Source organism: Olleya sp. AS48, from assembly GCF_038900355.1.
Taxonomy (GTDB): domain Bacteria; phylum Bacteroidota; class Bacteroidia; order Flavobacteriales; family Flavobacteriaceae; genus Olleya.
The window spans coordinates 469,660-495,628 of record NZ_JBBMRD010000001.1 but is presented as its reverse complement, the minus strand read 5'-3'; the positions used below and the strand labels follow the sequence as shown (position 1 = coordinate 495,628).

Genomic DNA, 25,969 nt, shown 5'->3' with positions numbered 1-25,969 from the left:
GTAAGATGAAAGCAATAGGATACAAAGAGAATTTACCAATTGAGAATGTAAAGTCTTTACAAGATATAACATTAGAAACGCCAAAAGCAACTGGAAGAGATATTCTTGTTGAAATTAAAGCGATTTCTGTAAATCCAGCAGATTACAAAGTACGTGCAGGAATGCCAGTAGAAGGTGACAACTGGAAAGTTATTGGTTGGGATGCAACAGGTATTGTAAAAGAAGTTGGTGAAGACGTTACCTTGTTTAATGTTGGAGATGAAGTTTGGTATGCAGGAGATTTTACGCGACAAGGGAGTTATGCACAATTTCAAATTGTAGACGAGCGTATTGTGGGTGAAAAACCTTCAAGCTTATCTTATGCAGAAGCTGCTGCTTTACCATTAACCACACTTACAGCTTACGAAATGTTGTTTGATAGATTACAAGTTACTAAGGATGATGCCAACAAGTCGATTTTGGTAATTGGTGCTGCTGGTGGAGTGGGTTCTATATTGGTTCAATTGGCTAAAAAGCTAACAAAATTAAATATTATTGGTACTGCTTCTCGCGAAGAAACCACATCTTGGTTAAAAGAATTAGGCGCAGATACGGTTATCAATCACAGAAATAAATTGAGCGAAGAATTTGAAAAATACAACATTCCTGCTCCGGAATATGTAGTGAGTTTAAATGCTACAGAACATCATGTAGATGAAATTGTAAAACTGATTAAACCTCAAGGTAAATTCGGTTTTATTGACGATCCAAAATCGTTAAACGTGATGCCTTTTAAAGGAAAAGCAGTTTCTACACATATCGAATTAATGTTCACACGTGCTATGTTTCAAACGGAAGATATGATAGAGCAACACCATATCTTGAACAAAGCTTCAGAATTAATTGACAACGGAACCATTAAAACTACTTTAGGTGAAAATTTCGGAACCATAAATGCTGAAAATCTTCGTAAAGCACATGCTTTCTTAGAGACAGGAAAAGCTAAAGGGAAAATTGTTTTAGAAGGATTTTAGATTTAATAAATTTTACAAAAATGAAAAACATACTAACAGTAGCATTAACTTTAATTATTTCTATAATTAATAATACAGCTGATGCACAAGTAACAACAATAGATTCTGTAGCCACATCAAAAGTGCAACATTTTAATTTTGATGATATGGCATCGGAAACCATTGGCAAAGGTATAAAACGCAAATGGTTTCATGGTGAAAAAGGACAAATGACCATTTTTAATTTAGAAAAAGATGCGCATATTCCTTGGCATAAACATCCAAACGAACAAATTACTTACATCATGTCTGGTAAGGTTAAAATAAAAACTATTATAGATGGAAAGGAAACATTTGTAGAAGTTGGAGCAGGAGAAGTTATTGTTTTTCCTGAAAATGTACCACATGAGTTTTGGGCTTTAGAAGAAACCGTAGATTTAGATGTGCATGTTCCAGTGCGTCAGGATTGGTTGTCTAAAGAATTACCAGAGTATTTAAAGAAAACGAAAAAATAAAATTGATCAGTATTAAAACTGAATATCAAACGGCATGAAAAAAAATATTTTAATCGCATTAGCACTAGTCGCAGGTATTTTTGCAAACGCTCAAACACCAAAAACAGACAATATTAAGTCTGTAAACGAAGTAGTAACTGCAGATAATGTAGAATGGGGTTGGTTAAATCCGTTGCGAGGAGACAAAAGTCCAGCTGCAGGAAAACTTTGGGGAGACAGAACCAAAAACGAACCTGCAGGTTTTTTAGTGAAATTCAATAAAGGGTTTTCTTCGCCACCACACATTCACAACATTACCTATCGTGGAGTTGTTATTAAAGGTTTATTGCATAATGATGATGAACAAGCCGAAAAGCAATGGCTACCAGCTGGATCTTATTGGCAGCAACCAGCAGGAGAAGCACATATTACTGCAGCAGAAGGTGAAGAAAATATGGCTTTTTTAGATATACAGGAAGGTCCATATTTAGTACAACCAACAGACGAAGCTTTTGATAATGGGGAAAGACCAATTAATGTAGATAAAACCAATTTAGTATGGTTAAACGCTAAGGATATTGAATGGATTTCAGAAAAAAGTAATGTAGAAACTGCTTTTTTATGGGGAAGCCACGAAAAAAATCAATTACGTGCTACACTTTTAAAACTACCAGCTGGTTTCAATGGGAAAATTAAAAATTTAAGTCCAAATTTTAGAGCAGTTGTAATTTCTGGTGGAATTTCACATCAGTTTTCTAAAAAAGAAGATAAAAAAGAATTAAACGCACCATCTTATTTTGGAGCAGAAGAAAATGCTACTTCCATCATTTCAGCAGAAAAAGAAACAGTGCTTTACATTAGAAGCAATGGGAATTACAAAGTGATATCAAAATAACTTATAAATTAAGAATATAGTTGAATCCCTAATTATTGATTAATAGCAAGAAGAAGTCACCATGTTGTGGCTTCTTCTATTTTAAATATTTAGTACCTTTAAAAAAAGATTTACATGCCAAGAACTATTATCGAAAATATCGTCATTGCGCAATACAAAGACCAAACATTTTTTGAGTTTTGTAAATACACTACTATTCGTTTTTTCGAAATTCTTTATTTTGAAAAAGGTACAGGAACCATAAAAATTAATGGTAAAACGGTAAATTACACACCAAATAGTGTCTTTGTTTTTATTCCAGATGATATTTATATCGTTAATGCAGAATCGGCTACAACTACAGTAGCTATAAAGTTTTTAAAGAGTTTTTTTAGAAAAACAAGTTCGCAAAACTCCAATCTTCCAGTAAACGATTGGTTTCGTAAAATTGAAGAAATTCTAAATAGCGAAAGTCACGAACTTCGTGAAATGCAATTCGAAACCGATGCAGACAGATCGCATTTAGTATCCTTAATTAATATGGTGGCTACCGAATATTTAAACAAACAATCTTTCGATATTTTTATTATTGAAAATTCATTATCGGTAATCCTTCATTTAATAGCTAGAAATATTCAGTTTATAAATACTTCAGATTCGGTAAAGGAAGTAAAGTCATCAAAAATTCAACAAATCATCAATTATATTCATTCTAATATTTATAATTCTGAAGTATTATCCACTAAAAGTTTAGCTGAAGAATTTCATATGGCAGATAATTACATCAGCGAATATTTTAAAAAACATACTGATGTGTCGTTAAAAAAATACATCATTAATTATAAATTAAAATTAGTAGAAACAAGGTTGAAGTATACCGATTTGCAATATTCTGAAATTGCTGCAGAACTCGGTTTTACAGATTCTAGTCATTTAAACAAAACGTTTCAAGCCTATAAAGGCACGAGTTTAAGTGCTTTTAAAGCGAGTTTGAACTAGTTTTTAGCTTAGTTTTTTATAAGAAACCTCTTTTTTTACTAATACCACTTTGTTTTCTACCAAATAAAAGCTTGGTGTCTATTTTAAATTTGCAGTGTAATTAATAAACACACAATAATTTAAAAATAACATCATGAACTACAAGAACTTTCAAACATTTACTGCAACACAAAAAGGCGCAATATTAACCGTTGACATTAATTTCGGACCAGTAAACGTACAGGGACAAGAAATGCTAGCAGATTTAAGCAGTCTTTGCTTACGATTGGAACGCGATAGAAGTGTAAAAGTTGTAGTTTTTGAATCGTCTAATCCAGGATATTGGGTTTGCCATTATGATACCGATTTATTAAAAGATTTATCTACAGAAGCTGTTCCAAGAAATGAAATTCAGCTATTAGATTTACAAGCTGTTTTAGAAAGATTAAGTAATGTACCACAAGCAACCATTGCAAAAATTGAAGGTTTTGCTCGTGGTGGTGGACACGAAATGGCATTGGCTTTAGATATGCGTTTTGCAGCCAAAGGAAAAGCCAAATTCATGCAAATGGAAGTAGGTATGGGTATTTTACCTTGTGGTGGTGGCGCATCACGTATGGCTAGACAAGCAGGTTTAGGAAAAGCATTAGAAATTATTTTAGGTGCTAGAGATTGGGATGCAGTCGAAGCTGAAAAATTTGGAACCATAAACAAAGCTTTAAATGCAGATGAAATTGGTCCTTATGTGGATGCTTTGGCAGAACGTATTTCAAAATTTCCTGCAGATTCTATTACAGCATCAAAGCGCGCTGTATATGCATCTATAGATTTACCAATAAAAGACGCTCTAAAAGAAGAGGCATATCAATTATTTCAGGCAACCAGTAAAACACCAGCAGTAAAACGTTTTCAGTATGCAGATGATAATGGTGCTCAATTTGACCATAACAATCAAAAGAATTGGGAGCAAATGGTAATGGATATTCAAGCAGTAAATTAATAAAAAACAATAATTATAAATTAAAAAAGAAAAATAGAAATGAAAGCAATGTTAATTAAAGAATACGGAGAAAACGGAAATTTCGAAGTTTCAGAAATAGAAAAACCAGAAGTAAAAGCGAATCACGTATTAGTAAAAATAGCAGCATCAAGCGTAAATACTATTGATACGATGATTAAAAATATGGGATCAGATTTACCATTATCACCAGCTGCTCCAGCATTATTAGGTATGGATTTTTCAGGAACTGTAGAAGCAGTTGGAGAAGGAGTAACAGGTTATGCTGTTGGAGATGAAGTCTATGGCTGTGCTGGCGGACTTGCAGATTTACCAGGAACTTTAACCGAATATATTGTTGCAGATAGTAATTTAATGGCGCATAAGCCAAACGGTTTAAGCATGCGAGAAACTGCAGCTTTACCACTAGTAGCAATTACTGCTTACGAAGGTTTAACAAGAGCAGGGGTAAAAGCAGGACAGAAAGTATTGGTGCATGGTGGTTCTGGAGGTGTTGGACACTTAGCTGTACAATTGGCTAAATATTTTGGTGCTGAAGTTTTTGCTACAGGTACAGGCGATAATCAAAAAGCTATTATACAAAAATTTGGAGCAACCTTTATCGATTTTAAAACGGAAAAAGTAGCAGATTATACCGCAAAATATACCAATGGTGGTTTTGATGTGGTTTTTGATACGGTTGGTGGTGCAAATCTTACTAATTCTATTGAAGCAGTTGCTTTAAATGGACATATTTCTACTACAGTTTCATTATGTGAGTTAGACTTAACACCATTACATTTTAAAGGTGCATCCTTACACGTAGTATTTATGTTAATCCCAATGTTGCATAATTTTAATAGAGATAAACACGGAAACATTTTGGAAACCTTAGCTGAAATTTCAAACGAAGGACATTTAACACCAATTGTAGATGAAAATCAATTTTCATTAGAACAAGTTGGAGATGCTTATGCACATTTAGCAAGCGGAAAAGCTATTGGAAAAATAGTGGTAGAGCATTAAAAATAAATGGATTTTTTATAAATCCTTTTAAGTTGATTAGTAGTTAAAATGCCTCTTTTTTAGGGGCATTTTTCATTTACATACTGCAAACCTTGTTTTTTACTAAAACTACCATTTTTACTACCAAACACCATCTATCGTTTAGCCTTAATTTTGCTTAAAACAATTACAATAACAGTAGTTATTATTTAAAATATATAAATCATGAAAACAATAACAAATACAAATGCACTAGAACAAGCACGTGCACTTACACAACCAACTCGTGAAGCTTCATTAAAACGTGAACCTTCTGTATCTCATTTTTGGAATAGCAACAAAAAATTACTGGAAGAAGCATGGGCAACATGGGAAATGGAAAACAAAGACAATTTACTAATTCCTGATGAATCGCTGCTTGATCCAAAATTGCGAAAAGCAATAAATGACGCTTGGGAAAACCCAGAAAAAGAAAATGCTGTTGCCGATTTATGGGAAGAAATTATTCCTGGTGTTTATGTTGCACAGTTTTTTGATGTGGAACGCTTAGCGGAATTCCGTAAGTATTTAGAAGATGCAGTAAATTCTGAAATCCCAAAACGTGCACCTTATGGTATTCAATTAAATCGTTATGGAATGATGTTAGATGAGCGTTCTGAAGGTCATTTAGCTGCACCAAGTTTCCAAGCCTTTTATAACGACATGATGGATCGTTTTATGCGTCCAATTGCACGTTTATTGCTTGGTACTTATGGTTACGATAACCAAACTTTTGGTTTTTCAATTCAATATAATCCAGATAAGGATAAAGATTTACATGCACACACAGATGCTTCAGCAGCTACTTTAAATATTAATATTAACTTACCTGATGAAGTATTTACGGGTTCAGAAGTTGATTTCTATGATAAAGCTTCAGGAAAAACAGTGCAAACCATTTTTGAACCAGGAAAAGCAATCCTTCACAGAGGTAATGTGCCACATGCTACACATCCAATTACTAGCGGACAACGTAGTAACTTGGTAGTTTGGTTATACGGTGATCAAATGCAAATTCCTCGTGGTAGTACTAGTAGCTACGGAAATATCAGCAGTAATACAATCAAAGATGTTGCATTAGAAAGCGTTACAGCGCGTCAACGTTGGAGCTTACCTGATGGACCAAAAGATACAGCTGCACCGTTTTAAAAAGAATAAAAAAAATAGAATACATTGCAATAAAAGCAGAACGTCAGTTCGAGTAATTTTTCTTCAGAAGAATTTTTGAAGAAAAATAGTATCGAGAACTTCTCTCTAATTGACATTTCAATAAAACACAACAAAAATGAAAACCATATTAATCACAGGAAGTACAGACGGTATAGGAAAACTTACTGCTCTTAAACTAGCTAAAGAAGGCCATGAAGTATATGTTCATGGAAGAAGCAAAGCTAAAGTAGACAGCGTTATTGCCGAAATTAAAAAAGCTTCAAACAACGAAAATATAAAAGGATTTGTTGCCGATTTTTCAGATTTAAATGCTGTAAAACAACTAGCAGCACAAATTAAAAATGAAGTATCAAGTTTAGATATTTTAATAAACAATGCAGGAATACTTAAAACACCTTTGGAGAAAACAAAAGACGGATTAGATATTAGAATGTCTGTTAATTATTTAGCGCCTTATATTTTAACGGAGTCAATTGTACCTGTTTTAGAAAAAGGTACAAATACAAGAATAGTAAATTTAAGTTCTGCAGCACAATCTACCATTAAAAAAGGTATTTTAACAGGCGATGTATCTATCAGTGCTAACGAAGCTTACGCGCAAAGTAAATTGGCATTAACCATGTGGAGTTTTCATTTTGCAAAACAACACCCTAATATGACCACAATTGCTGTTAATCCTGGTTCTTTATTGAATACTAAAATGGCTAAAGAAGCTTATGGACAACATTGGTCTCCAGCAGAAAAAGGTGTAGATATTCTTTATGATTTAGCCATGTCTGAGGCAAATAAAAACGAGTCCGGTAAGTATTTTGATAATGATAAAGGTGCCTTTAGTAATGCACATCCTGATGCTTATGATGATAGTAAAGTTGAAGAATTATTAAGTATTACCCAAAGTATCATATAAGTTTATTTAATTCGGTATAGAAAAGGTAGCCTATTGGTTGCCTTTTCTTATTTCTATTCCTCAAATAAAAACTCACCTTTGGTTTCGGCAGCGTGTAATCCCCAATCAACAATTAGGTTTAAAATCGGAACCAATGTTTGCCCAAACTCTGTAAGCGTATATTCTACTTTTAAAGGTGGTTTTTTAGTAAACACTTTTCTGTTTACCATTCCATCAGCTTCCAATTGTTTTAACTGTAAACTTAAAGTACGCTCAGTAATACCAGGGATTTCCTTGCGTAATTCATTATAGCGTTTTTTATCGCCTATTAAATGAGTTAGTATGACACTCTTCCATTTACCGCCAATTAATTCCATTGCTGCGCTTGTTGGGCAAAATGATATTTTATCATTGATTTTAATTTTTGGTTTCTTTTCAAACAGTTCTTTTCTGTCCATTTCTTAAATATTAAATGTCTGACAAAGATATAAAGCTTTACTATAGTATGCAACTATACTTTTTATAGTAAAAATATTATTACTTATTGTGCTGTATTACAATGATTTATGATTAAATTTTTATACTATACTTTGTGACCGTTATTGACACGTATCAACTCTATATCTATATTTGTACTATAATTTTGATAGTATTAATAATCAACAAGTTAAATAAATCATAAAATGAATCTAACAGAAATATTAAACAACCGCTACTCAGCAAAAGAATTTGATGCAACTAAGAAAATATCCGATGCAGATTTTCAACAAATAAAAGATGTATTACGTTTAAGTCCGTCTAGCGTAAACCTACAACCTTGGCATTTTTTAATTGCAGATACCCAAGAAGGTAAAGAACGAATTGCAAAAGGCACACAAGGATTTTTCAAATTCAATACACCAAAAGTCTTAGATGCATCTCACGTAATTGTTATTGCAGCTCGTACAGATGCAGACGAAGATTATATGAACAGCATTCTAGAACAAGAAGACCAAGATGGTCGCTTTGCGGCACAGGAGTTTAAAGATCAAATGCACGGTGGTCGTATGCTATTTGCAAACATTCACCGCTATGACCTTAAAGATTTACCACACTGGATGGAGAAGCAAGTGTATTTAAATATGGGCGCACTTTTATTAGGTGCAGCAGCCTTAGGTATTGATGCTTGCCCAATGGAAGGTGTAGATGTAAAAGCCTTAGATGAAGAGTTTGGCTTACGCGAAAAAGGCTTCACAGCGCTAGCAGTTGTGTCTTTAGGTTATGGAAAAGACAGTGACTTTAATGCAAAATTACCAAAGTCAAGGTTTCCTGAAGAAACAGTTATTACTCAGTTATAATCAAATTTAAACCACTAGAAAATATGAAGACGCTTTTAAAAATAATTGGTGGAATTATTGGAGTATTAGTGATTGCTGTAGCGGTCATATACTTCTTTTTTCCAAAGGTACTTGTAGACCAAACCAATGCCAGTTATGCTCGTGCTGCCGGTCTTGAGAAAAAAACGATTGAAATAAATGGCTACACTGTTCATTTCTATGAAAGTGAAGGAAAAGATGATAAGCCAGACTTTGTTCTTGTTCACGGTATGGGAGATGATAAAAGTAGTTTTTTACAAACCGCTAAATTTTTATCAGAAGACTATCATTTAATTCTACCCGATTTAGCGGGTCACGGTGAAAATGAAAGAAAAGAAGGACTTGATTATTCTATAGACGGACAAGCAACTTTTCTGAAGTCCTTTTTAGAAAAATTTGGCGTGAGTCAATTTAACCTTGTTGGTAACTCAATGGGCGGACATACCGCTGCAGCATATGCTATTAAATATCCCAATGACCTTACCAACTTGATCTTACTTGATGCTGCGGGTATTAAAATAGATGACCACGTGGTGTACAGCGGTTTTGGTAAAGAAATTGAGAATAAAGAAGAGTTAAATGCTGTGCTTTCGCGTGTGTTTTACAAAGTACCGGACCTCCCAGATCCAATAGCAGATTATATGATTGAAACGGTTAACAACAGTAAAGATTTTGTTGACGGTTCTTTAATTCCTGCAATTAAAAACGGAAAATATTTCAATCTCAAAGATGATGTACAATCTATAAAAGTACCCACATTAGTCTTGCAAGGTAGACACGATGAAGTGGTAAAGTTTAATGTGGCAGAGTACTACAGAGATCAAATCCCAAATGCGAAGTTAGTAGTTATTGAAAACGCATCGCACTCTCCACAATTAGAAGTTCCGGAAGAAGTAGCCAATGATATTAAAAAATTCATTTCTAAAACTAAATATATTATGAAAACAAACACAAAAATTATTCACGCAGCTATCGTACAATATCACCGTTGGTATCTTTTTTATGAACGTGAAATTGAAAATAAACAGCGACTAGAAAATCAGTTAGAAATTTTAGCAGATGATATAAAAATGAAATCTGCAGCTGGAGAAATGCAAGGCAAAGAAAATTATCCTGAAAGATTAAAAGTTTATAAAGGATGGAAAAATGCACATCATATTCAAAATATAGAAGTTAATAAATTAGAGAACGGTACTATTAATTTAGAAGCTGATATTATTTATCAAAATTTAAAGTCAGACGGTTCTAATGACAGTTATCCTTTGCATTACAGCACATTTTTAAAAGAGGTTCCTGGTGCGCTTTTACCTGTGTTTACAGAAATTAATATTAACCCTACTGGCGAGATTAAAGATCCAACGTTTGAGGATGCGTATCCAGAAAACCGAATGTTATCTCTTATGCATTACTGGCTCTTAAATATGGAACAGTTAGATGGTAATGTCGCGCCATTTAAAGAGGTATTGGCTGATGGTTTTAAACTTAATTTTTCAACAAACAGCGAACCTATTGTTACCATAGAGCAATTAGAACAATGGTTAAACGGAACGCCAAAGCAATTGAAGGAAAGCAGTCATTTTCCAGAGAATTTTACAGTAAAAGTAATTTCAGAAAATGAATATGAAGTCAATGTAGATTTTGTTTGGAAAGGGATAACAAAAGAGGGACAAAAATTAACAGCAACTACTTCTCACCATTGGATTGTAAAGGATAATCCAAATGACAGATTTGCAAAAATAAAAGAGGTTACAATCATTCAAAAAGTACCACTTACTCCATTAAAATAAAAGGTGCTTCAATTATTAAGAACATTATTATGAAAAGTACAATAGTAAAATTTACAGCAAAACCAGAATACAAAGACACGTTTGCAGCAACGCTTAAAAAAGCACAAGCGGCAACACAAAAAGAGGTTGGTAATAAAGAGATTAGAGTATTTGTGTCTAAAGCAGAAGACAATGTGTTTTTTGTTTACGAACGTTGGGCAGACAAAGCTGCTATTACAGCTCACGATAAGGAACCACATACCAAGAAGTTAATGGAAGTAGGACAGACCGCCTTACAGTCGGCTCCTGATTTCTACTTTTTAGGCGATACAAATCCGCTTCCAGACCATTCTAAATCTGCAAATCCTGAAGATGAAGTATTTATTATTTTCTTCATTTTTAAACTAAAAACTGAATTTAGAGAAGCACTTCTCCAACAGTTTGAAGATCACATTACCCACACAAGAAAAGAGGAAGAAGGCAACATCCTTTTTGATTTATACACAGTAGATGATCAAAAGGGTACCCTAGCAGTTTATGAACATTGGAGAAAAGAATCTGATGTTTGGGACATTCACTTTAATCAACCTTATGCAGTAAAAACAGGCAAACTAATGGAAGAAGCTGTCATAGGTGATTTAAAGCAGTATATGAATTTCGTTAAAGAAATTTAAGAGAAATTAATAATCAACTAAAAAGCACTCTTATGAAAAAAGTAATTCTATTAGTTTCCTTGGCGATTTTAGCAAGCTGCGGAAATCAGGACAAAAAAGAAGCAGTCTCAACTACAGAAACGCAGGATCACGAACATCCGCATCCACACAATGTGGATGAAAACGGATTAGCACCACATACAGAAAATACCATTCATCAATATGCGCCAACGGTTGCATTGTTAAATAGTATATATGAAGGTGATTTTACGCCAGAACAAATGGTACAGCAAGGTAATATTGGTATTGGTACCGTAAACCACCTAGCAGGTGAGCTGGTTGCTGTAGATGGTGTGGTATATACTATCGATGCTGAAGGCGGAATTAAAGAGGCTCCGGAAGATTTAGAATCGCCTAATATGACGATGATTAATTTTCAACCTAAAAAAACGGTAACCGTTGAAAACATTACCTCTTATGAAGAACTAAACAAAGAACTTCAAAAATACTCTACTTCTAAAAACAGTTTTTATGCCTACAGAATTAAAGGAGAGTTTGGATATCTAAAAATGGCATCTGCACATAAAGTAGAAAATGAAGATGTTTCTCTATTTGAATATTTAGATACAAGAGTAATGTATACTAGAGAAAATATCAAAGGAACTTTAGTTGGCTTATTTACGCCAGATTATATTGGAAACGTAGTGATACCGGGAATGCACTTTCACTTTTTGTCTGAAGACATAACACTGGGAGGACATTTAGAAGATATCAAGTTTGATAAACTTAAAGTAGAAATTCAAGAAATAAACCAAGTCAATTTGCAGCTTCCTCAAACTGAAAAATTCAGAAACAAAACGTTAAAGCAAGGTGCAGCTCCAAAAGCTACAGCAAAGCAAAACGGAAAATAAGAAGATTATGAAAAAGTACATCATTTTAGTTTTAGCATTGTCTTTCTCTTTTGCAGGTATTGCGCAAAACACAAAAGAAGACAACTATAAAACAGGCGTAAAAATTGTTAATGAGGTTAATGGTGAAGGTGCTGCAAAAGGATTAGAAGCAGCTTTTAAAAGTGTCTCTCCAGATATGGCAGATTATATTATTCGCTATGGTTTTGGAGAAATTTATAACAGAAAAGGCATAGATTTTAAAACCAAAGAATTACTAATAATAGCTAGTCTTACTACACAAGCTAATGCAAAGTCGCAGTTAAAGTCGCATATAAAGGCTGCATTAAATTTAGGGGCTACGCCAAATGAGATTTCTGAAACTATGATTTTGTTAAGCTTGTATACGGGCTTTCCAGCTGCAAATAATGGCATTTTTACTTTAAAGGAAGTTTTAGAAGAAACAAACTATACTGCATCTAATCACATAAATACAACACAGCAATTAGTTAAAAACTGGGAGTTAGATGGCTTTTCTATGCCTGAGTCTATTGTGGCATCACCAACAGAGAATTGGTTATATGTTTCTAACGTAAATCAAAATAACAAAGGGTATATAAGTAGAATTTCAAAGGACGGAAAAGTTGATAATTATAAATGGGTAACTGGTTTAAATTCGCCAGCAGGCTTGGCATTATATCAAGACAAATTATACGTTGGCGATGGTAAGGAGCTTCATATTATCAATGTTAAAAATGGTAAAGTCGTAAATAGCATTACTTCTCCAGATGTTGTGTCATTAAATGATGTCGTGGTTTCTAAAAACGGACAGGTTTTTATTTCTGATATAGCAAGTGGTAAGATTTTCACATTAGTAAATAACAAATTAGAGGTTTGGTTTCAATCCCCTGAAATTAAGCATCCAAACGGACTTTATATTCAAAATGAAGACTTGGTTATTGCAAATTTTGGTGAAGAATTGACTTTAGAAATTTCACCAGATAAGTTTGGCAGTCTATATAAAGTCAACTTAAAAGATAAAACGATAAAACGGTTTAAAAGCAGTTATCAACTAGGAGCTTTAGACGGTTTAACTGGGGTTAATGATGGTTTTTTAGTAACAGGAGGTACGGTTAGTGACTTATTTTATATAAATGAGAATACGCGACAATTAATTGGAAACTTCCCGAAAGGTTTAGCAGATATTACTATAGAAAACAATGTGTTATTTACTCCAATTCTATTTAGTAATTCAATAGCATCTTACACACTTCCATCAACTATTAGTGAAGCCATACCTGTAGATGAAAATTGGAAACGAATAAACACAAAAGAAGAATATTTAAAGTTGGCTGCCGATAATTTCTATGGTGACAAAGACGGACAATCTGTTGCTACTCACGATGGTCAAATATTTGGAGTTTTTGGAGGTAAAGTTTTGACAGGAACTTGGGATTGGAAAAATAATTTCTTCACAAGAACAAGCAAAATCGGAGATATGGATTTAGGGTATGATGAACTTGTAATTGAAGTTACAGATACCAAAATGCGCTTAACACTTAAGCAAGGCAAAGGAATTACCGTTGTCTACCATAAAAAATAATTTAAAAAATAGACACACTATGAAAGCAATAATATTAGAAAAAGCAGGAGGACCAGAAAACCTTCATTTAGCAGAAGTAGCAAAACCAAGCATAAAAGATAACGAAGTATTAGTAGCGGTAAAGGCTATTTCATTAAACCCGGCAGATGTAAAACCAAAGTATCAAGATAAGATGCTGAATATGATGTACGGAGAAAAACGACCTGTAATTTTAGGCTGGGACATAGCAGGAACCGTAACAGAAGTTGGTACTGATGTCACCAATTTTAAAGTAGGCGACAAAGTCTTTGGTATGGTAAACTTTCCTGGTGTAGGTAACGCTTACGCGGAATTTGTTGCTGCACCAGAAGCACATTTAGCTACAATGCCAGACAACGTCTCTTTTGAAGAGGCTGCGGCTACAACCTTAGCTGCTTTAACTGCATTGCAAATCTTAGAAGGAAGGATTAATAAAGGTGATAAAGTACTAATACAAGCAGGTTCTGGTGGTGTTGGTCATTTTGCTATCCAAATTGCAAAAGCAATGGGAGCTTTTGTAAATACTACTGCCTCGGCAAAAAACAGTGCATTTGTTACCTCTATTGGAGCAGATAACGCAATTGATTATCATACTGAAAAGTTTGAAGAAATTTTATCTGATATCGACTTTGTGTTAGATACGCAAGGTAGTCAAGTATTAGAAAATTCAGTAAAAGTTTTAAAAAGCGGTGGTACAGCTTATAAACAGTAGGTATGGACTTAGATGACTTAAAAGCATCAGCCAAAAAGGAGAACAAAACGGTTTCAGACATTTTAGTACACTCTAGCGCTGAAGATATGAACACCTTAAAAGAAATGTTAGAAAACGGTAGCATTAAACCAAACATTTACAAGACGTTTGCTTTTGAAGATATGGCTGCTGCCCATACCGAAGTAGAAAAAGGAAGAACAGTGGGTAAAGTAATCGTGACACTTTAGTATCAACTATTAAAACACAATGAAAATGAAAACACAAGAAGAATTACCGAATTATACGAGAAAAATATTTGTTGGTGGTGAATGGAAAGACGGAAAGGGACCAGCAATCAAGGATATTAACCCTTGGAACCAAGAGGAGTTATTCTCTTTAAATGGAGCTACTACGGATGATGTAAATGACGCTTTTGAACAAGCAGCAGTTGCGCAGAAAAAATGGGCAGCCGTATTACCTCCTGAAAAGAGTAGAATGATGCTAAAACTAGCCGAAGTAGTTAGAAACCGAAAGCAAGAGTTTGCAGAATGGGCAAGAAAAGAAGTAGGAGCAACCTTAGCAAAAGGGTATTTTGAAGCAGAATTGGTAGCAAGTGTTTTTGAAAGCGCTGTGCATTTACCATTACAAGTAGAAGGTAAAATATTACCACAAGATATTGATGGCAAAGAATCTATTGCAGTTAGAAAACCCTTAGGAGTCATTGGTTTAATTTCTCCTTGGAATTTTCCGGGTCAATTAACCGCGCGTACTTTAGGTCCAGCCTTAGCAGTTGGTAATGCTGTGGTCTTAAAACCGGCATCAACGTCTATAGTAACTGGTGGTTTAATTTTCGCTTCTTTTTTAGAAGAGGCAGGTTTCCCGAAAGGGTTATTAAGCGTTTTACCAGGTGGAGGAAGTACTATTGGTACGGCAATTACAAAGCATCCTATTTCAAAACTAATTTCGTTTACAGGCTCAACACCAGTTGGTCGTCAAGTTGGTAAAAATGCTCTGGAAGCAGATATCATTAAAAATATCGAGTTAGAACTAGGCGGTAATAGTCCGTTTGTAGTTCTAGAAGATGCTGATATAGATCAAGCGGTTGAAGCTGCTGCTTGGGGTAAATTTATGAACCAAGGTCAAATCTGTATGGCTATCAACAGAATTATTGTTGAAGATAAAGTCTATGATGAATTTACAGAGAAGTTTATAGCAAAAGTTAAGACCTTAAAACGATTGGATATGAATGATCCGGATACGTTTGTAGGTCCTATTATTGATCAAAACCAGTTTGATACTGTTAAAGGCTTAATAGACGATGCAAAAGAACAAGGTTACAAAATGGCATTAGGTGGAGAAGCTGAAGGTTTACATATGCCGCCACACGTTTTTGTAGATGTAGACGAAAACTGTCCATTATTTCAAAATGAAATTTTTGGACCAGCAGTGTCTATTGCTAGAGCAAAAGATACAGAAGATGCGCTACGATTAGCAAATGCAACAGATTACGGTTTATCTAGCTCTGTATTTACACAAGACGAAGCAAAAGGAATGGCATTTGCACAAGGTATTGAAGCTGGTATGACACATATTAATGATCAACCAGTTAATGATAGTGCCTATGCACCATTTGGAGGAGTTAAAAACTCAGGTCTAGGTCGTTTTAATGGACAATGGGGCGTGAAATCGTTTACCGTAGCACATTGGATAACCATTCAAAAAACACCTAGGAAATATCCTTTTAAAGCAGCTGATTTTCAATAGTAAACAATATCATATTTATTTTAAATGCTGAGATTAATTTTAATTAGTCTCAGCTTTTCTTATATTATAAATATTTTAAAATAGTTGACTTTTTTAAGTTTTAACAGATTAAAAAAAACGCTAAATTACTTTGGTAAAATAGAAGTAATTCAAGTTCTTGCAAGATTAAATTTTATATTACATGGATAACCTAATTACCTTTTCTATTGCTGTTTTTACAGCATTCTTTGCAATAACAAACCCAATTTCAAACATGACGGTTTTTTTATCCTTAACTCAAGGTGCAGATAAAAAAACAAAGCATGATATAAACAGACGTTCAAATTTTATAGCATTTATTATAGTTGCTGTTTTTGTACTTTTAGGTAAGTATATTTTCGAGTTATTTAATATTAGTATTCCTGCTTTTAAAATTACTGGAGGCATATTAATTTTTTTCATAGGTTTTGATATGTTACAATCAAAAATATCCAATGTAAAAACCATAGATAATGTAGATATAGATGAAAATATAGCTGTTTCACCATTAGCAATTCCAATATTAGCTGGACCAGGAACTATTGTAACTGCTATGAATTTTGTCGCAAATGTAGAAACTATACATATAATTTTAGTGATTTCTATTTTTGGTTTAATGAGTTTATTAACTTATTTCACTTTTAGGTTAAGTGATATAATTGTCAAAATTTTTGGTAATAATGTAATTTCTGTTATTGGAAAAATTATGGGATTAATTATAGCTATAATAGGAACGGGTATGATTATTCAAGGTATAAAGTTGTCTTTCAATTTAATTACCTAAATTATTTTAAAAGTATAATTCTAAATTGAAGATATTTCAAAATATGAAAAAAATTCTAATTCTTTTTGCACATCCAAAATTTGAAAAATCTAGAGCTAATTTGGCTTTAATCAACCATATCAAAGATAAAGAAAATGTGACGCTTCATGATTTGTATGATGAGTATCCCGATTTTCATATAGATGTACCAAGAGAGCAGAAACTTTTACAAGATCACGATATTATTATATGGCATCATCCGTTTTATTGGTATAGTTGTCCGCCTTTAATGAAACAATGGATTGATATGGTTTTAGAATTTAATTGGGCTTATGGTCCAGAAGGAAAAGCTTTGCACAATAAAACGTGTTTAAATGCCATAACAACTGGTGGATCAAAAGAAGTATATTGTTCCGCAGGATATAACAGCTTCACGGTTGAGCAATTTTTAAGACCCTTTGAGCAAACTGCAAATTTATGTGGTATGTCCTATTTACCGCCATTTGCAGTAATGGGAACTCATAATCTTTCCGATGAAAAATTAAATGATTACAAAATTAATTATGGTAAATTAATCGATTTGCTTCAAGCCGATTTAACTATAAACGATTTTGAGAAAAAATCATTTATTAACGACATTCCACAACTTAAAATCATTTAAAATATGACTGGAAGTTTACTTTTTGAAGCCATAGTGTTTTTAGCAGGAGCAATTATATGCGTGTCTATTGCCAAACGATTAGGATTAAGTTCTGTTATTGGTTATTTATTAGCAGGTGTATTAATGGGACCTTATGTATTAGGTTTTATTGGTGAAGAAGGTCAAGATATTTTGCATTTCGCAGAATTTGGTGTCGTAATGATGCTATTTCTTATTGGGTTAGAAATTGAACCTAAAAACTTCTGGAATATGCGTAAAACCATACTCGGAATGGGAGGAATACAAGTAGGTGGTACCATGTTATTAACCCATTTACTATTCACCTTTTTGGGATATGAATGGGAAGTCGCATTAGTAATTGCTATGGCTGTAGCATTATCGTCCACAGCTATTGCTATGCAAACTATAAAAGAAAAAGGCTTGATGGATACGACCTTTGGGACTTCGGCATTCTCTATTTTATTATTTCAAGATATAATCGTGATTTTTATGATTGGTGCAATGCCTTTATTGTCTAATTCTAAAACAGAAGCACAAACCAATAATCACAGTGAATCTTTAAGTCTAATAGAGAGTTTACCACTTGGTTTGCAAACAATAGCTATTATTCTATCGGTAGTTGTTATTATTGCTTTAGGACGCTATATAATTGTGCCAATGTTAAGAAAAGTTGCTAAAACAGAGGTAAGAGAATTACTTATAGCTGCAGCATTCCTAATTGTTTTTGGTATATCTTTTATTATGGAATTAGTAGGTATTAGTCCTGCTTTAGGTGCTTTTTTAGGTGGAGTTGTACTATCTAACAGTGAGTTTAAACATGAATTAGAAAGTACATTAGAACCTTTTAAAAACTTACTGTTAGGTTTGTTTTTTATGGCAGTTGGAGCTTCTATTAATTTTATACTAATAGCAAAAAGTCCGCTTACTATTGGAGGCGTTTTAATAGCAATTGTGGTATTAAAAGCAGTCGTTTTATTTATTACTGGTCGTGTTTTTAATCTAAAAATAGATCAAAAATTACTATTAACTTTCAGTTTAGCACAAGTTGGAGAATTTGCTTTTGTATTGTTATCTTTTGCTTTTGGTCTTAATATTTTGGAGCAACAACAAATGGATATGCTATTAGTTATTACAGCTCTAAGTATGGCATTAACACCAATTTTAAGTATAATTAATGAGCGCTTTATACTCCCAAAAGTAGGTACTAAAGAATCAATTAAACGACCTATGGACCATATTGCAAAATCTCAAAAAATTATTTTAGTTGGGTTTGGTAATTTTGGAAGTACAGTTGGTCGCTTTTTAAGGTCTCATGGTGTGGAAGCTACCGTATTAGATCAGGATTCAAATCGTGTTGATTTTTTACGTAAAATGGGATTTGAAGTGTATTATGGCGATGCAACACGTTTAGATTTATTAGAATCGGCAGGAATTGCAGAGGCCAAAATATTAATTATTGCTACCAACAAATTAAGTGTAACTAAAGCTATTAGTAAAATTGTAAACGAAAAATATCCACATATACAACTCATGATTCGGACTAAAAATAGAGAAGATGCGTACGAATTGTTAAACCTTGGACTAGAAAATTTTTATAGAGAATCGCTGGACACTTCTTTATCATTAGCTAGTGATGTATTGCATAAGCTAGGATTTAGAAAATACACCCTTAACAGACAGGTTAAAAACTTTATTAAATACGACGAAACCAGTTTAAGGCGCTTAGCAAAAGGACCTAAACGTGATGAAGATTATATATTTAAAGCAAGAAAAGAGCTTAAAGAACAAGAAGAATTGTTAGATGCAGATTTTAAAAGAGGTATTGTAGATTTTGATAACCATTGGGACAGCGAACATATTAGAAAAGCATTAGAAAATTTTAATACTAAAATGTAATGCCAAAGGATATTCCTCAAATTGTTTTTAATTCTCAAAAGCCAAATAATAGTGGAATTGAAATTTTATCTATTGAAAGTCTTGCTATTAGAAAGGATAACGCTGTAGATCATCATCCGGAAAAAGCACATCAAGTTGCTTTTAATATGATTGTATTATATACTGAAGGTGAAAGCAAGCAATTGGTAGATTTTGTATGGCATTCGGTAAAGCAAAATACCATTATTCATATATCTAAAGGTCAAATTAATGCGTTTCAGTTTACCGAAAATTTAAAAGGCTATATTTTATTATTCACAGAAGATTATCTAAAAAAACAAATAAATGCATTACCAAAAAACGAATTAATTAGATTGTTTAATGCACATTTGTTTTCTCCAATTATTCAAGTGCCAAAAAACTCTAATGTTATTCATTATTTCGAATTATTATTTGAAGAATATAACAGTCAGAAAGAAGATTATAATCAAGAAAACACATATAAATCCTTACATTCTATAATTTTTTCAAAATTAGAACGCTTAAAACAGCATCAAACTTTTCATTTAAAACCATCAAAACAAATTAATACTTTTTTAGCGTTTAAGGCTTTACTAGAAACGCATTATATTACTAGTAGAAATGCCAACTTTTATGCACAAAAACTAAATATAACTTACAAGCACTTAAACTCTATTTGTAAAGAAACTCTTTCAATTACAGTAAAACAATTTATAGATGAATTTATAGTGTTAGAAGCAAAACGACAACTTGTAAATTCAGAAATAAAAAGTACAGAATTAGCCTATGCCTTAGGTTTTGAAGAACCTACAAATTTTGTTAAATACTTTAAAAAGAATACAGGATTCACCCCAAATCAATTCAAAAAAGAACTAAATTAGTATTTAAGGTTCTATATTTACCATTTTTAAGCACATATTTATCTTTAGTTACTAAGGGTTCTATTTTAATTTTGTACTCACAAAAAACATACATAAATTAAAATGAAGAATTATCTTATCGCATTATCGCTAATACTAACTTTAGCGTCTTGCAAGTCGGAAAAAGAAACAACAAAAGCAACTTTTAAAAAGGAAGCTAAAATGAAAACAATCACAAAATTATCAAATAAAGAAAAAACTATAGCTGTATTAAAAAGTATTGAAACAGGAGACAAAAAAGCAATTTCTTATATAAACCCAAAAAAATATACACAACACAATCTATCTGTTGGAGATGGTTTAGATGGGTTTGGAGCTTTATTACAGTTGGCTCCAAAAGATGGTTTTAAAGTAAATACAATAAGAGCTTTTCAAGATGGAGATTATGTATTTACACAAACCGTTTACGATTTTTTTGGACCAAAAGTAGGGTTTGATATTTTTAGATTTGAAAATGGATTAATTGTAGAGCATTGGGATAATTTAATTCCAGTTGCAGACTTAAACCCAAGTGGTCATTCTCAAACAGATGGAACAAAAAGTATTACAGATTTAGAAAAAACACAAGCAAACAAGACAACAGTTTCTAACTTTGTAAACGATATTTTAGTAAATGGTAAAATGGAAAAATTACAAGGGTATTTTAATGGAGACCAGTATATACAACACAATCCCAACATTGCAGATGGTCTATCAGGTTTAGGTAAAGCTCTAGAAGTTATGGCCAAACAAGGTGTTAGAATGGAGTTTGATACAGTGCATAAAGTATTAGGCGAAGGTAATTTTGTATTAACCATAAGCGAAGGTAAATTTGCAAATCAACCAACCTCATATTATGATTTATTTAGAGTAGAAGATGGTAAAATTGCAGAACATTGGGACGTAATGGAAACTATTATTCCAGAAGCAAATAGAAAAAATACAAATGGTAAATTTAATTTCCCTAATTAATAATTCATTCCTTTTTAAATTTTTAATTAATAGCAGAAAAGGCTACAAGATGTAGCCTTTTTTATTTTAAATAATTAACAATATGTCAGACATAAAAACATGCCCAACTTGTGGTGCAAAAGCAAAATATAAAGTTAAAAACACTGTTGAAGTGTATGAAGCAGTTCAAGATGAAGATGCTTTAAAAAAAATAGAACAACTTAAAAAAGCTATGCAAAAATTTAAGGATAAAGCAGAAGCTTTGCAAAAAGAGATAGAAGCATTAAAATTTAAAAACTAAATAACTTATGGATATTCAAAAAAACAAAGAGAATGCTATTGCTTTCTATAAAATGGCCTATGAAGGCAATCCAACAAAAGCAGTAGAACTGTATGTTGGAGAACAGTATATACAACATAATCCTATGGTTGCAGATGGACCTCAAGCATTTATTGATTATTTTAATCGCATGCAAAAAGAATATCCTGTAAAGTCTATGGATTTTGTCAGAAGTGTTGCTGAAGGGGATTTAGTAGCTTTACATACGCATCAAATTTGGCCAGATAATGACCAATACGTCACTATGGATTTTTTTAGATTTAATGCTGAAGGAAAAATTGTGGAGCATTGGGATAGCATTCAGCAAATACCAAAAACATCGGCTCACAATAATACCATGTACTAATATTTAAAAGTAGTTTTAAAACCTTACAATTACCACGTAATTATTATTTTAAGTAGTAAAATAGTAGAAAGTGTTAGCAAAATAAATGTATAATGAAAATAGCAGTAACAAGCGCAAGTGGTAAATTAGGGACTTCAATAATTAAAAATCTTATTCAATTAATAGGAAAGGACAATATTGTAGGTATTGCTAGAACACCAGAAAAAGCAAAATTTTTAGATGTACCAATCAGAGAAGGCGATTACAACAATCAAAAACAGTTTGTAAATGCGTTAAAAGGTATAGATGTTTTATTGCTAGTTTCTGGTATGGATGCACCAGAAAAACGTATAATTCAGCACCAAAATGTTATTGAAGCAGCAAAGCAAAATGGTGTTAAAAAAATTGTTTATACAAGTATTGTTGGTGCAGAAACTGGAAATGCTTTTAGTCCTATCGTACAAACCAATAGACAAACAGAAAAAGACGTGCAAAACTCAGGTTTGGAATGGGTTATTGGTAGAAACGGAATTTACATTGAGCCAGATTTAGAGTATATCGATACTTATGTAAAAGAAGGCAAAATTACTAATTGTGCAGCGTCTGGTAAGTGCACGTATACCAGTAGAGATGAGCTAGGGTTTGCTTATGCAAAAATGTTAACCCAAGACAAACATAATAATAAAATTTACAATCTTGTTGGAGAGGCTATCACACAAAATCAATTGGCATCATATATTAACCAAGTTTATGGCACTAATCTTTTGTTTAACTCTGTTACAGTTGAAGATTATGCTAAAGAAAGAAAAGCAGCATTAGGAAACTTTATGGGAATTGTTATTGCAGGAATTTATGAAGGCATATTAAATGATGCTTACAACGTGTCTTCAGATTACGCTACAGTTTCCGGAAGACCACATAAATCTATACTTTCCATAATTAAAGCGTTTAAATATAATAGTTAAAATTCAAATATTGTGTAAGTAATAACGCTAAAGTCGACTTAAGCACAGTTAATAAGCCATAATGTCCATACTATAAATAGTCTGTTACAATCATTTTATTTAAATTTGAGTATCATGGTAAGATTTTAAATCAGTAATTTAAAATATACGTAGTCACCAAAAGCACAATTCAAAACATCATGATGTATTAAATATATATGAGTATTAAAGCACATTTCACACAGGTCAGATCGCAAACAGTATCGTTTTGTAGTCATTTAAATGTTGAAGACTATTCAATTCAAGTTGCAGCATTTGCTAGTCCTCCAAAATGGCACTTAGCACATACGACTTGGTTTTTTGAAGAGTTTATTTTAAAACCTTTTTTACCCAATTATAAAACGTTTGACGCTAATTATGGCTTTTTATTTAATAGTTATTACAATACATTAGGTACACGTATTTTGCAGTCTAATCGAGGTAATATGTCTAGACCAGTTACTAGCGATATTTTAGATTACAGGAGTTATGTAGATAAAAATGTATTAAAACTTTTAGATCAAAATTCTAGTAAGGAATTAAAAGATTTAATTGTTTTAGGATTAAATCATGAGCAGCAACATCAAGAATTACTGATTACTGATGTAAAATATATGTTTGGTCACAATCCACTATTTCCGGTTTATAAAAAAGATTATAATCTTTTAAAAGATCATAATATAGCTTTGGACACAACCAAAATTAATGAAGGAATCTACCAAGTTGGTTACAACGGAGAGGATTTTTGTTATGATAACGAACTAGGAGTGCACAAAGTGTTTATTAATGATTTTGAAATAAATAATTTTTTAGTCACAAATGGTGATTATATAGCATTTATGGAAGCTGGAGGTTATTCTGATTTTAACCTTTGGTTAGATGAAGGTTGGTCTTGGGTAAACAAAAACAACATAAACGCACCTTTATATTGGTTTAAAATAGATGAAATTTGGCATTACTATACCTTAGCAGGTTTACAACCAGTAGACAAAAATGCTATTTTAAGTCACATTAATTTTTATGAAGCTAATGCTTACGCAGAATGGAAAGGGATGCGATTACCAACAGAGTTTGAATGGGAAGTAGCGTCTAACACATTGCAATGGGGAAAACGTTGGGAATGGACAGCAAGTGCCTATTTACCATATCCTAATTTTGAAAAAGCAAATGGAGCAGTAGGTGAGTATAACGGAAAATTTATGAGTAACAAAATGGTATTACGTGGCGCATCTGTAGCGACATCTCAAAACCATAGTAGGAATACGTACAGAAATTTTTTCAACCCACTAGAGCGTTGGCAATACACAGGAATTAGATTAGTAAAATAATACATGATACAACAATTTAAAGACGCAGTAAACAAAGGTTTAAGCGCACAACATAAAAACTTACCATCAAAATATTTTTATGATAAAAAAGGAGATGCCCTTTTTGTCCAAATTATGGGTTTACCAGAATATTATCTGACTAGAGCAGAGCATGATATTTTTAAAAACCAAACGTCTAATATTATAGCATCTTTAAAATTAAAGAAAGACACTTATTTTGAATTAATAGAGTTAGGTGCTGGAGATGGTACAAAAACCAAAGAGCTCCTTAAATTGCTAAGTCAAGAAGGTTTTGATTACAGTTATCTTCCTATTGACATTTCTCAAAACGCATTAGATAATTTAGAAAGTACCCTAAAAACAGATTTACCTGCTGTGTCTGTTAAGACAAAACAAGGTGATTATTTTGAGGTTTTAGAGTCTTTAAAGCATAGTAAACATCCTAAGGTAATTCTATTTTTAGGATCTAATATTGGTAATATGAATGATGCTATTGCATCAATTTTTATGCAAAATTTAAGCGCTAATCTAAACCTAGGAGACAAACTTTTTTTAGGAGTAGATTTAATTAAATCTGAAGACATTGTTTTGCCTGCTTATAATGACAGTCAAGGTGTAACAGCAGCTTTTAATTTAAATTTATTAGACCGAATTAATAAAGAATTAGATGCTGATTTTAACAGAAACAACTTTATACACACACCAACTTATAATGAAAAAGAAGGTATTGCCAAAAGCTACATAACAAGTACCATAAATCAAGACGTCCATATTAAAGCGATAAATAAAACGTTCAGCTTTATTAAAAACGAAAAAATTCATTTAGAAATTTCGAGAAAATATAATGATGAAATTCTAAATAATATTATCACCAATACTCAATTCAATATAAAAAATAAATTAAGCGATAGTAATAACTATTTTGCTAACTACATCCTTGAAATAGAATGAGCACATTAGGCGTATTGGGACTTGGAAGTTATTCTACATTGTTTTACATAAAAACGCTTAATGCTATGTATAACAAAAAATATGGTGGATTTAGCACATGTCCTTTTAAACTGTTGAATGTAGATTTTGATACAATAAATAAGCTGTTACCAAATACGTCCAATGCCTTAGACACTATTGTAAAAACGCATTTAAATACACTTGACGCTTTAAAAGTAGACAATATTTTAGTTCCAAATATTACCTTACATGAAACTATAGATAGGTTACAAATTAAAACCCATGTAATACATGCTATACAAGAAACGATTTCCAAAATTACAGGAAATAATCATGTTAATATCACCATTTTTGGCACATTATATACCATGCAGTCCAACTACTTAACATCTCAATTTACTGCGCAAAACATTAATATTGTTAAGGCTTCTGATGCAGATATGCAACTAATAGACAATTTAAGAATAGCTGTTTACAATGGTGATACAAATCCTAAGCAATTAAACATATTTAATGATTTGCTTAATAAGTATACCAAAAATGGAATTGTAGTTTTAGCATGCACAGAGTTATCTGTTATTAATACCTCAAATTCTAAGTTAGTTTATGATATGGCTAGAATACAGATACAAGCAGCTATAAAATCGATTTAAAAGTATTATTTTATTATAAACCACTTTTG

General features: G+C 32.4%; 28 protein-coding genes. 27 read left to right on the top strand and 1 reads right to left on the bottom strand.

Annotated elements, in window-relative coordinates; all coding sequences use genetic code 11:
- The first annotated feature begins 5 nt into the window (after positions 1 to 5).
- The 8 genes from WNY60_RS02360 (at position 6) to WNY60_RS02325 (ending at position 7,456) form a co-directional block, all read left to right on the top strand.
- A complete protein-coding gene (locus tag WNY60_RS02360) occupies positions 6 to 1,013 on the top strand; it encodes a zinc-binding alcohol dehydrogenase family protein (RefSeq protein WP_342861375.1) in 1,008 nt (335 codons plus the stop codon).
- Between the two features lie 20 nt (positions 1,014 to 1,033).
- Positions 1,034 to 1,507: a cupin domain-containing protein gene (locus WNY60_RS02355; RefSeq protein ID WP_342861374.1), complete on the top strand. Its 474-nt coding sequence runs from the start codon at positions 1,034 to 1,036 to the stop codon at positions 1,505 to 1,507.
- A gap of 34 nt (positions 1,508 to 1,541) precedes the next feature.
- Complete coding sequence (locus WNY60_RS02350) at positions 1,542 to 2,381, top strand: DUF4437 domain-containing protein (RefSeq protein ID WP_342861373.1); 840 nt, start codon at positions 1,542 to 1,544, stop codon at positions 2,379 to 2,381.
- 114 nt (positions 2,382 to 2,495) lie between these two features.
- Complete coding sequence (locus WNY60_RS02345; RefSeq protein ID WP_342861372.1) at positions 2,496 to 3,359, top strand: AraC family transcriptional regulator; 864 nt, start codon at positions 2,496 to 2,498, stop codon at positions 3,357 to 3,359.
- A gap of 133 nt (positions 3,360 to 3,492) precedes the next feature.
- A complete protein-coding gene (locus tag WNY60_RS02340; protein WP_339807740.1) occupies positions 3,493 to 4,338 on the top strand; it encodes an enoyl-CoA hydratase/isomerase family protein in 846 nt (281 codons plus the stop codon).
- A 39-nt stretch (positions 4,339 to 4,377) separates the two neighbouring features.
- Complete coding sequence (locus WNY60_RS02335) at positions 4,378 to 5,361, top strand: zinc-dependent alcohol dehydrogenase family protein (RefSeq protein ID WP_342861371.1); 984 nt, start codon at positions 4,378 to 4,380, stop codon at positions 5,359 to 5,361.
- Positions 5,362 to 5,565: 204 nt separating this feature from the next.
- Positions 5,566 to 6,528 carry a 2OG-Fe(II) oxygenase gene (locus WNY60_RS02330; RefSeq protein WP_342861370.1) on the top strand — a complete coding sequence of 321 codons (963 nt, stop codon included), beginning with the start codon at positions 5,566 to 5,568 and terminating at the stop codon, positions 6,526 to 6,528.
- Between the two features lie 136 nt (positions 6,529 to 6,664).
- Positions 6,665 to 7,456 carry an SDR family NAD(P)-dependent oxidoreductase gene (locus WNY60_RS02325; protein WP_342861369.1) on the top strand — a complete coding sequence of 264 codons (792 nt, stop codon included), beginning with the start codon at positions 6,665 to 6,667 and terminating at the stop codon, positions 7,454 to 7,456.
- Positions 7,457 to 7,509: 53 nt separating this feature from the next.
- Here WNY60_RS02325 and WNY60_RS02320 read toward each other — a convergent pair whose 3' ends face one another.
- Entirely contained in the window at positions 7,510 to 7,893 is a 384-nt protein-coding gene (locus tag WNY60_RS02320; protein WP_342861368.1) for a helix-turn-helix domain-containing protein, read from the bottom strand.
- Positions 7,894 to 8,118: 225 nt separating this feature from the next.
- On the opposite strand from WNY60_RS02320, the gene nfsB reads away from it, so the two are divergent.
- From nfsB to WNY60_RS02225, 19 genes are all read left to right on the top strand, one after another.
- Positions 8,119 to 8,772 carry an oxygen-insensitive NAD(P)H nitroreductase gene (nfsB, locus tag WNY60_RS02315; RefSeq protein ID WP_342861367.1) on the top strand — a complete coding sequence of 218 codons (654 nt, stop codon included), beginning with the start codon at positions 8,119 to 8,121 and terminating at the stop codon, positions 8,770 to 8,772.
- 23 nt (positions 8,773 to 8,795) lie between these two features.
- Positions 8,796 to 10,577, top strand: coding sequence for an alpha/beta fold hydrolase (locus WNY60_RS02310; RefSeq protein WP_342861366.1), 1,782 nt, complete (start codon positions 8,796 to 8,798; stop codon positions 10,575 to 10,577).
- Positions 10,578 to 10,606: 29 nt separating this feature from the next.
- Positions 10,607 to 11,230 (top strand): antibiotic biosynthesis monooxygenase, encoded by a 624-nt coding sequence (locus tag WNY60_RS02305; protein ID WP_342861365.1) that lies wholly within the window; start codon positions 10,607 to 10,609, stop codon positions 11,228 to 11,230.
- Between the two features lie 32 nt (positions 11,231 to 11,262).
- Positions 11,263 to 12,120, top strand: coding sequence for an acetolactate decarboxylase (gene budA, locus WNY60_RS02300; RefSeq protein WP_342861364.1), 858 nt, complete (start codon positions 11,263 to 11,265; stop codon positions 12,118 to 12,120).
- Positions 12,121 to 12,127: 7 nt separating this feature from the next.
- Entirely contained in the window at positions 12,128 to 13,699 is a 1,572-nt protein-coding gene (locus WNY60_RS02295) for a carboxymuconolactone decarboxylase family protein (protein WP_342861363.1), read from the top strand.
- Positions 13,700 to 13,718: 19 nt separating this feature from the next.
- Complete coding sequence (locus WNY60_RS02290; protein ID WP_342861361.1) at positions 13,719 to 14,429, top strand: NADP-dependent oxidoreductase; 711 nt, start codon at positions 13,719 to 13,721, stop codon at positions 14,427 to 14,429.
- A gap of 2 nt (positions 14,430 to 14,431) precedes the next feature.
- Positions 14,432 to 14,656, top strand: coding sequence for a zinc-binding dehydrogenase (locus tag WNY60_RS02285; RefSeq protein ID WP_342861360.1), 225 nt, complete (start codon positions 14,432 to 14,434; stop codon positions 14,654 to 14,656).
- 25 nt (positions 14,657 to 14,681) lie between these two features.
- Complete coding sequence (locus WNY60_RS02280) at positions 14,682 to 16,172, top strand: aldehyde dehydrogenase family protein (RefSeq protein WP_342861359.1); 1,491 nt, start codon at positions 14,682 to 14,684, stop codon at positions 16,170 to 16,172.
- 181 nt (positions 16,173 to 16,353) lie between these two features.
- Entirely contained in the window at positions 16,354 to 16,974 is a 621-nt protein-coding gene (locus tag WNY60_RS02275) for a MarC family protein (protein WP_339807753.1), read from the top strand.
- A 43-nt stretch (positions 16,975 to 17,017) separates the two neighbouring features.
- A complete protein-coding gene (locus tag WNY60_RS02270; RefSeq protein WP_339807754.1) occupies positions 17,018 to 17,614 on the top strand; it encodes an NAD(P)H-dependent oxidoreductase in 597 nt (198 codons plus the stop codon).
- 3 nt (positions 17,615 to 17,617) lie between these two features.
- Positions 17,618 to 19,510: a monovalent cation:proton antiporter-2 (CPA2) family protein gene (locus WNY60_RS02265; protein WP_342861357.1), complete on the top strand. Its 1,893-nt coding sequence runs from the start codon at positions 17,618 to 17,620 to the stop codon at positions 19,508 to 19,510.
- Positions 19,510 to 20,391, top strand: a complete 882-nt coding sequence (locus tag WNY60_RS02260; RefSeq protein WP_339807756.1) for a helix-turn-helix domain-containing protein — start codon at positions 19,510 to 19,512, stop codon at positions 20,389 to 20,391. Before WNY60_RS02265 ends, WNY60_RS02260 begins: the two co-directional genes overlap by 1 nt.
- Positions 20,392 to 20,493: 102 nt before the next feature.
- Positions 20,494 to 21,381, top strand: a complete 888-nt coding sequence (locus tag WNY60_RS02255) for a nuclear transport factor 2 family protein (protein ID WP_342861356.1) — start codon at positions 20,494 to 20,496, stop codon at positions 21,379 to 21,381.
- Between the two features lie 82 nt (positions 21,382 to 21,463).
- Positions 21,464 to 21,661, top strand: a complete 198-nt coding sequence (locus tag WNY60_RS02250; RefSeq protein WP_339807758.1) for a hypothetical protein — start codon at positions 21,464 to 21,466, stop codon at positions 21,659 to 21,661.
- A 7-nt stretch (positions 21,662 to 21,668) separates the two neighbouring features.
- Positions 21,669 to 22,046, top strand: coding sequence for a nuclear transport factor 2 family protein (locus WNY60_RS02245; RefSeq protein ID WP_339807759.1), 378 nt, complete (start codon positions 21,669 to 21,671; stop codon positions 22,044 to 22,046).
- 92 nt (positions 22,047 to 22,138) lie between these two features.
- On the top strand, positions 22,139 to 22,990 hold the full coding sequence (locus tag WNY60_RS02240) for an SDR family oxidoreductase (protein ID WP_342861355.1): 852 nt from the start codon (positions 22,139 to 22,141) through the stop codon (positions 22,988 to 22,990).
- Positions 22,991 to 23,187: 197 nt separating this feature from the next.
- Positions 23,188 to 24,336: an ergothioneine biosynthesis protein EgtB gene (gene egtB / locus WNY60_RS02235; RefSeq protein WP_342861354.1), complete on the top strand. Its 1,149-nt coding sequence runs from the start codon at positions 23,188 to 23,190 to the stop codon at positions 24,334 to 24,336.
- 3 nt (positions 24,337 to 24,339) lie between these two features.
- Positions 24,340 to 25,287 (top strand): L-histidine N(alpha)-methyltransferase, encoded by a 948-nt coding sequence (locus WNY60_RS02230; RefSeq protein WP_342861353.1) that lies wholly within the window; start codon positions 24,340 to 24,342, stop codon positions 25,285 to 25,287.
- Positions 25,284 to 25,940 carry an aspartate/glutamate racemase family protein gene (locus WNY60_RS02225; protein WP_342861352.1) on the top strand — a complete coding sequence of 219 codons (657 nt, stop codon included), beginning with the start codon at positions 25,284 to 25,286 and terminating at the stop codon, positions 25,938 to 25,940. Before WNY60_RS02230 ends, WNY60_RS02225 begins: the two co-directional genes overlap by 4 nt.
- The last annotated feature ends 29 nt before the right edge of the window (positions 25,941 to 25,969 follow it).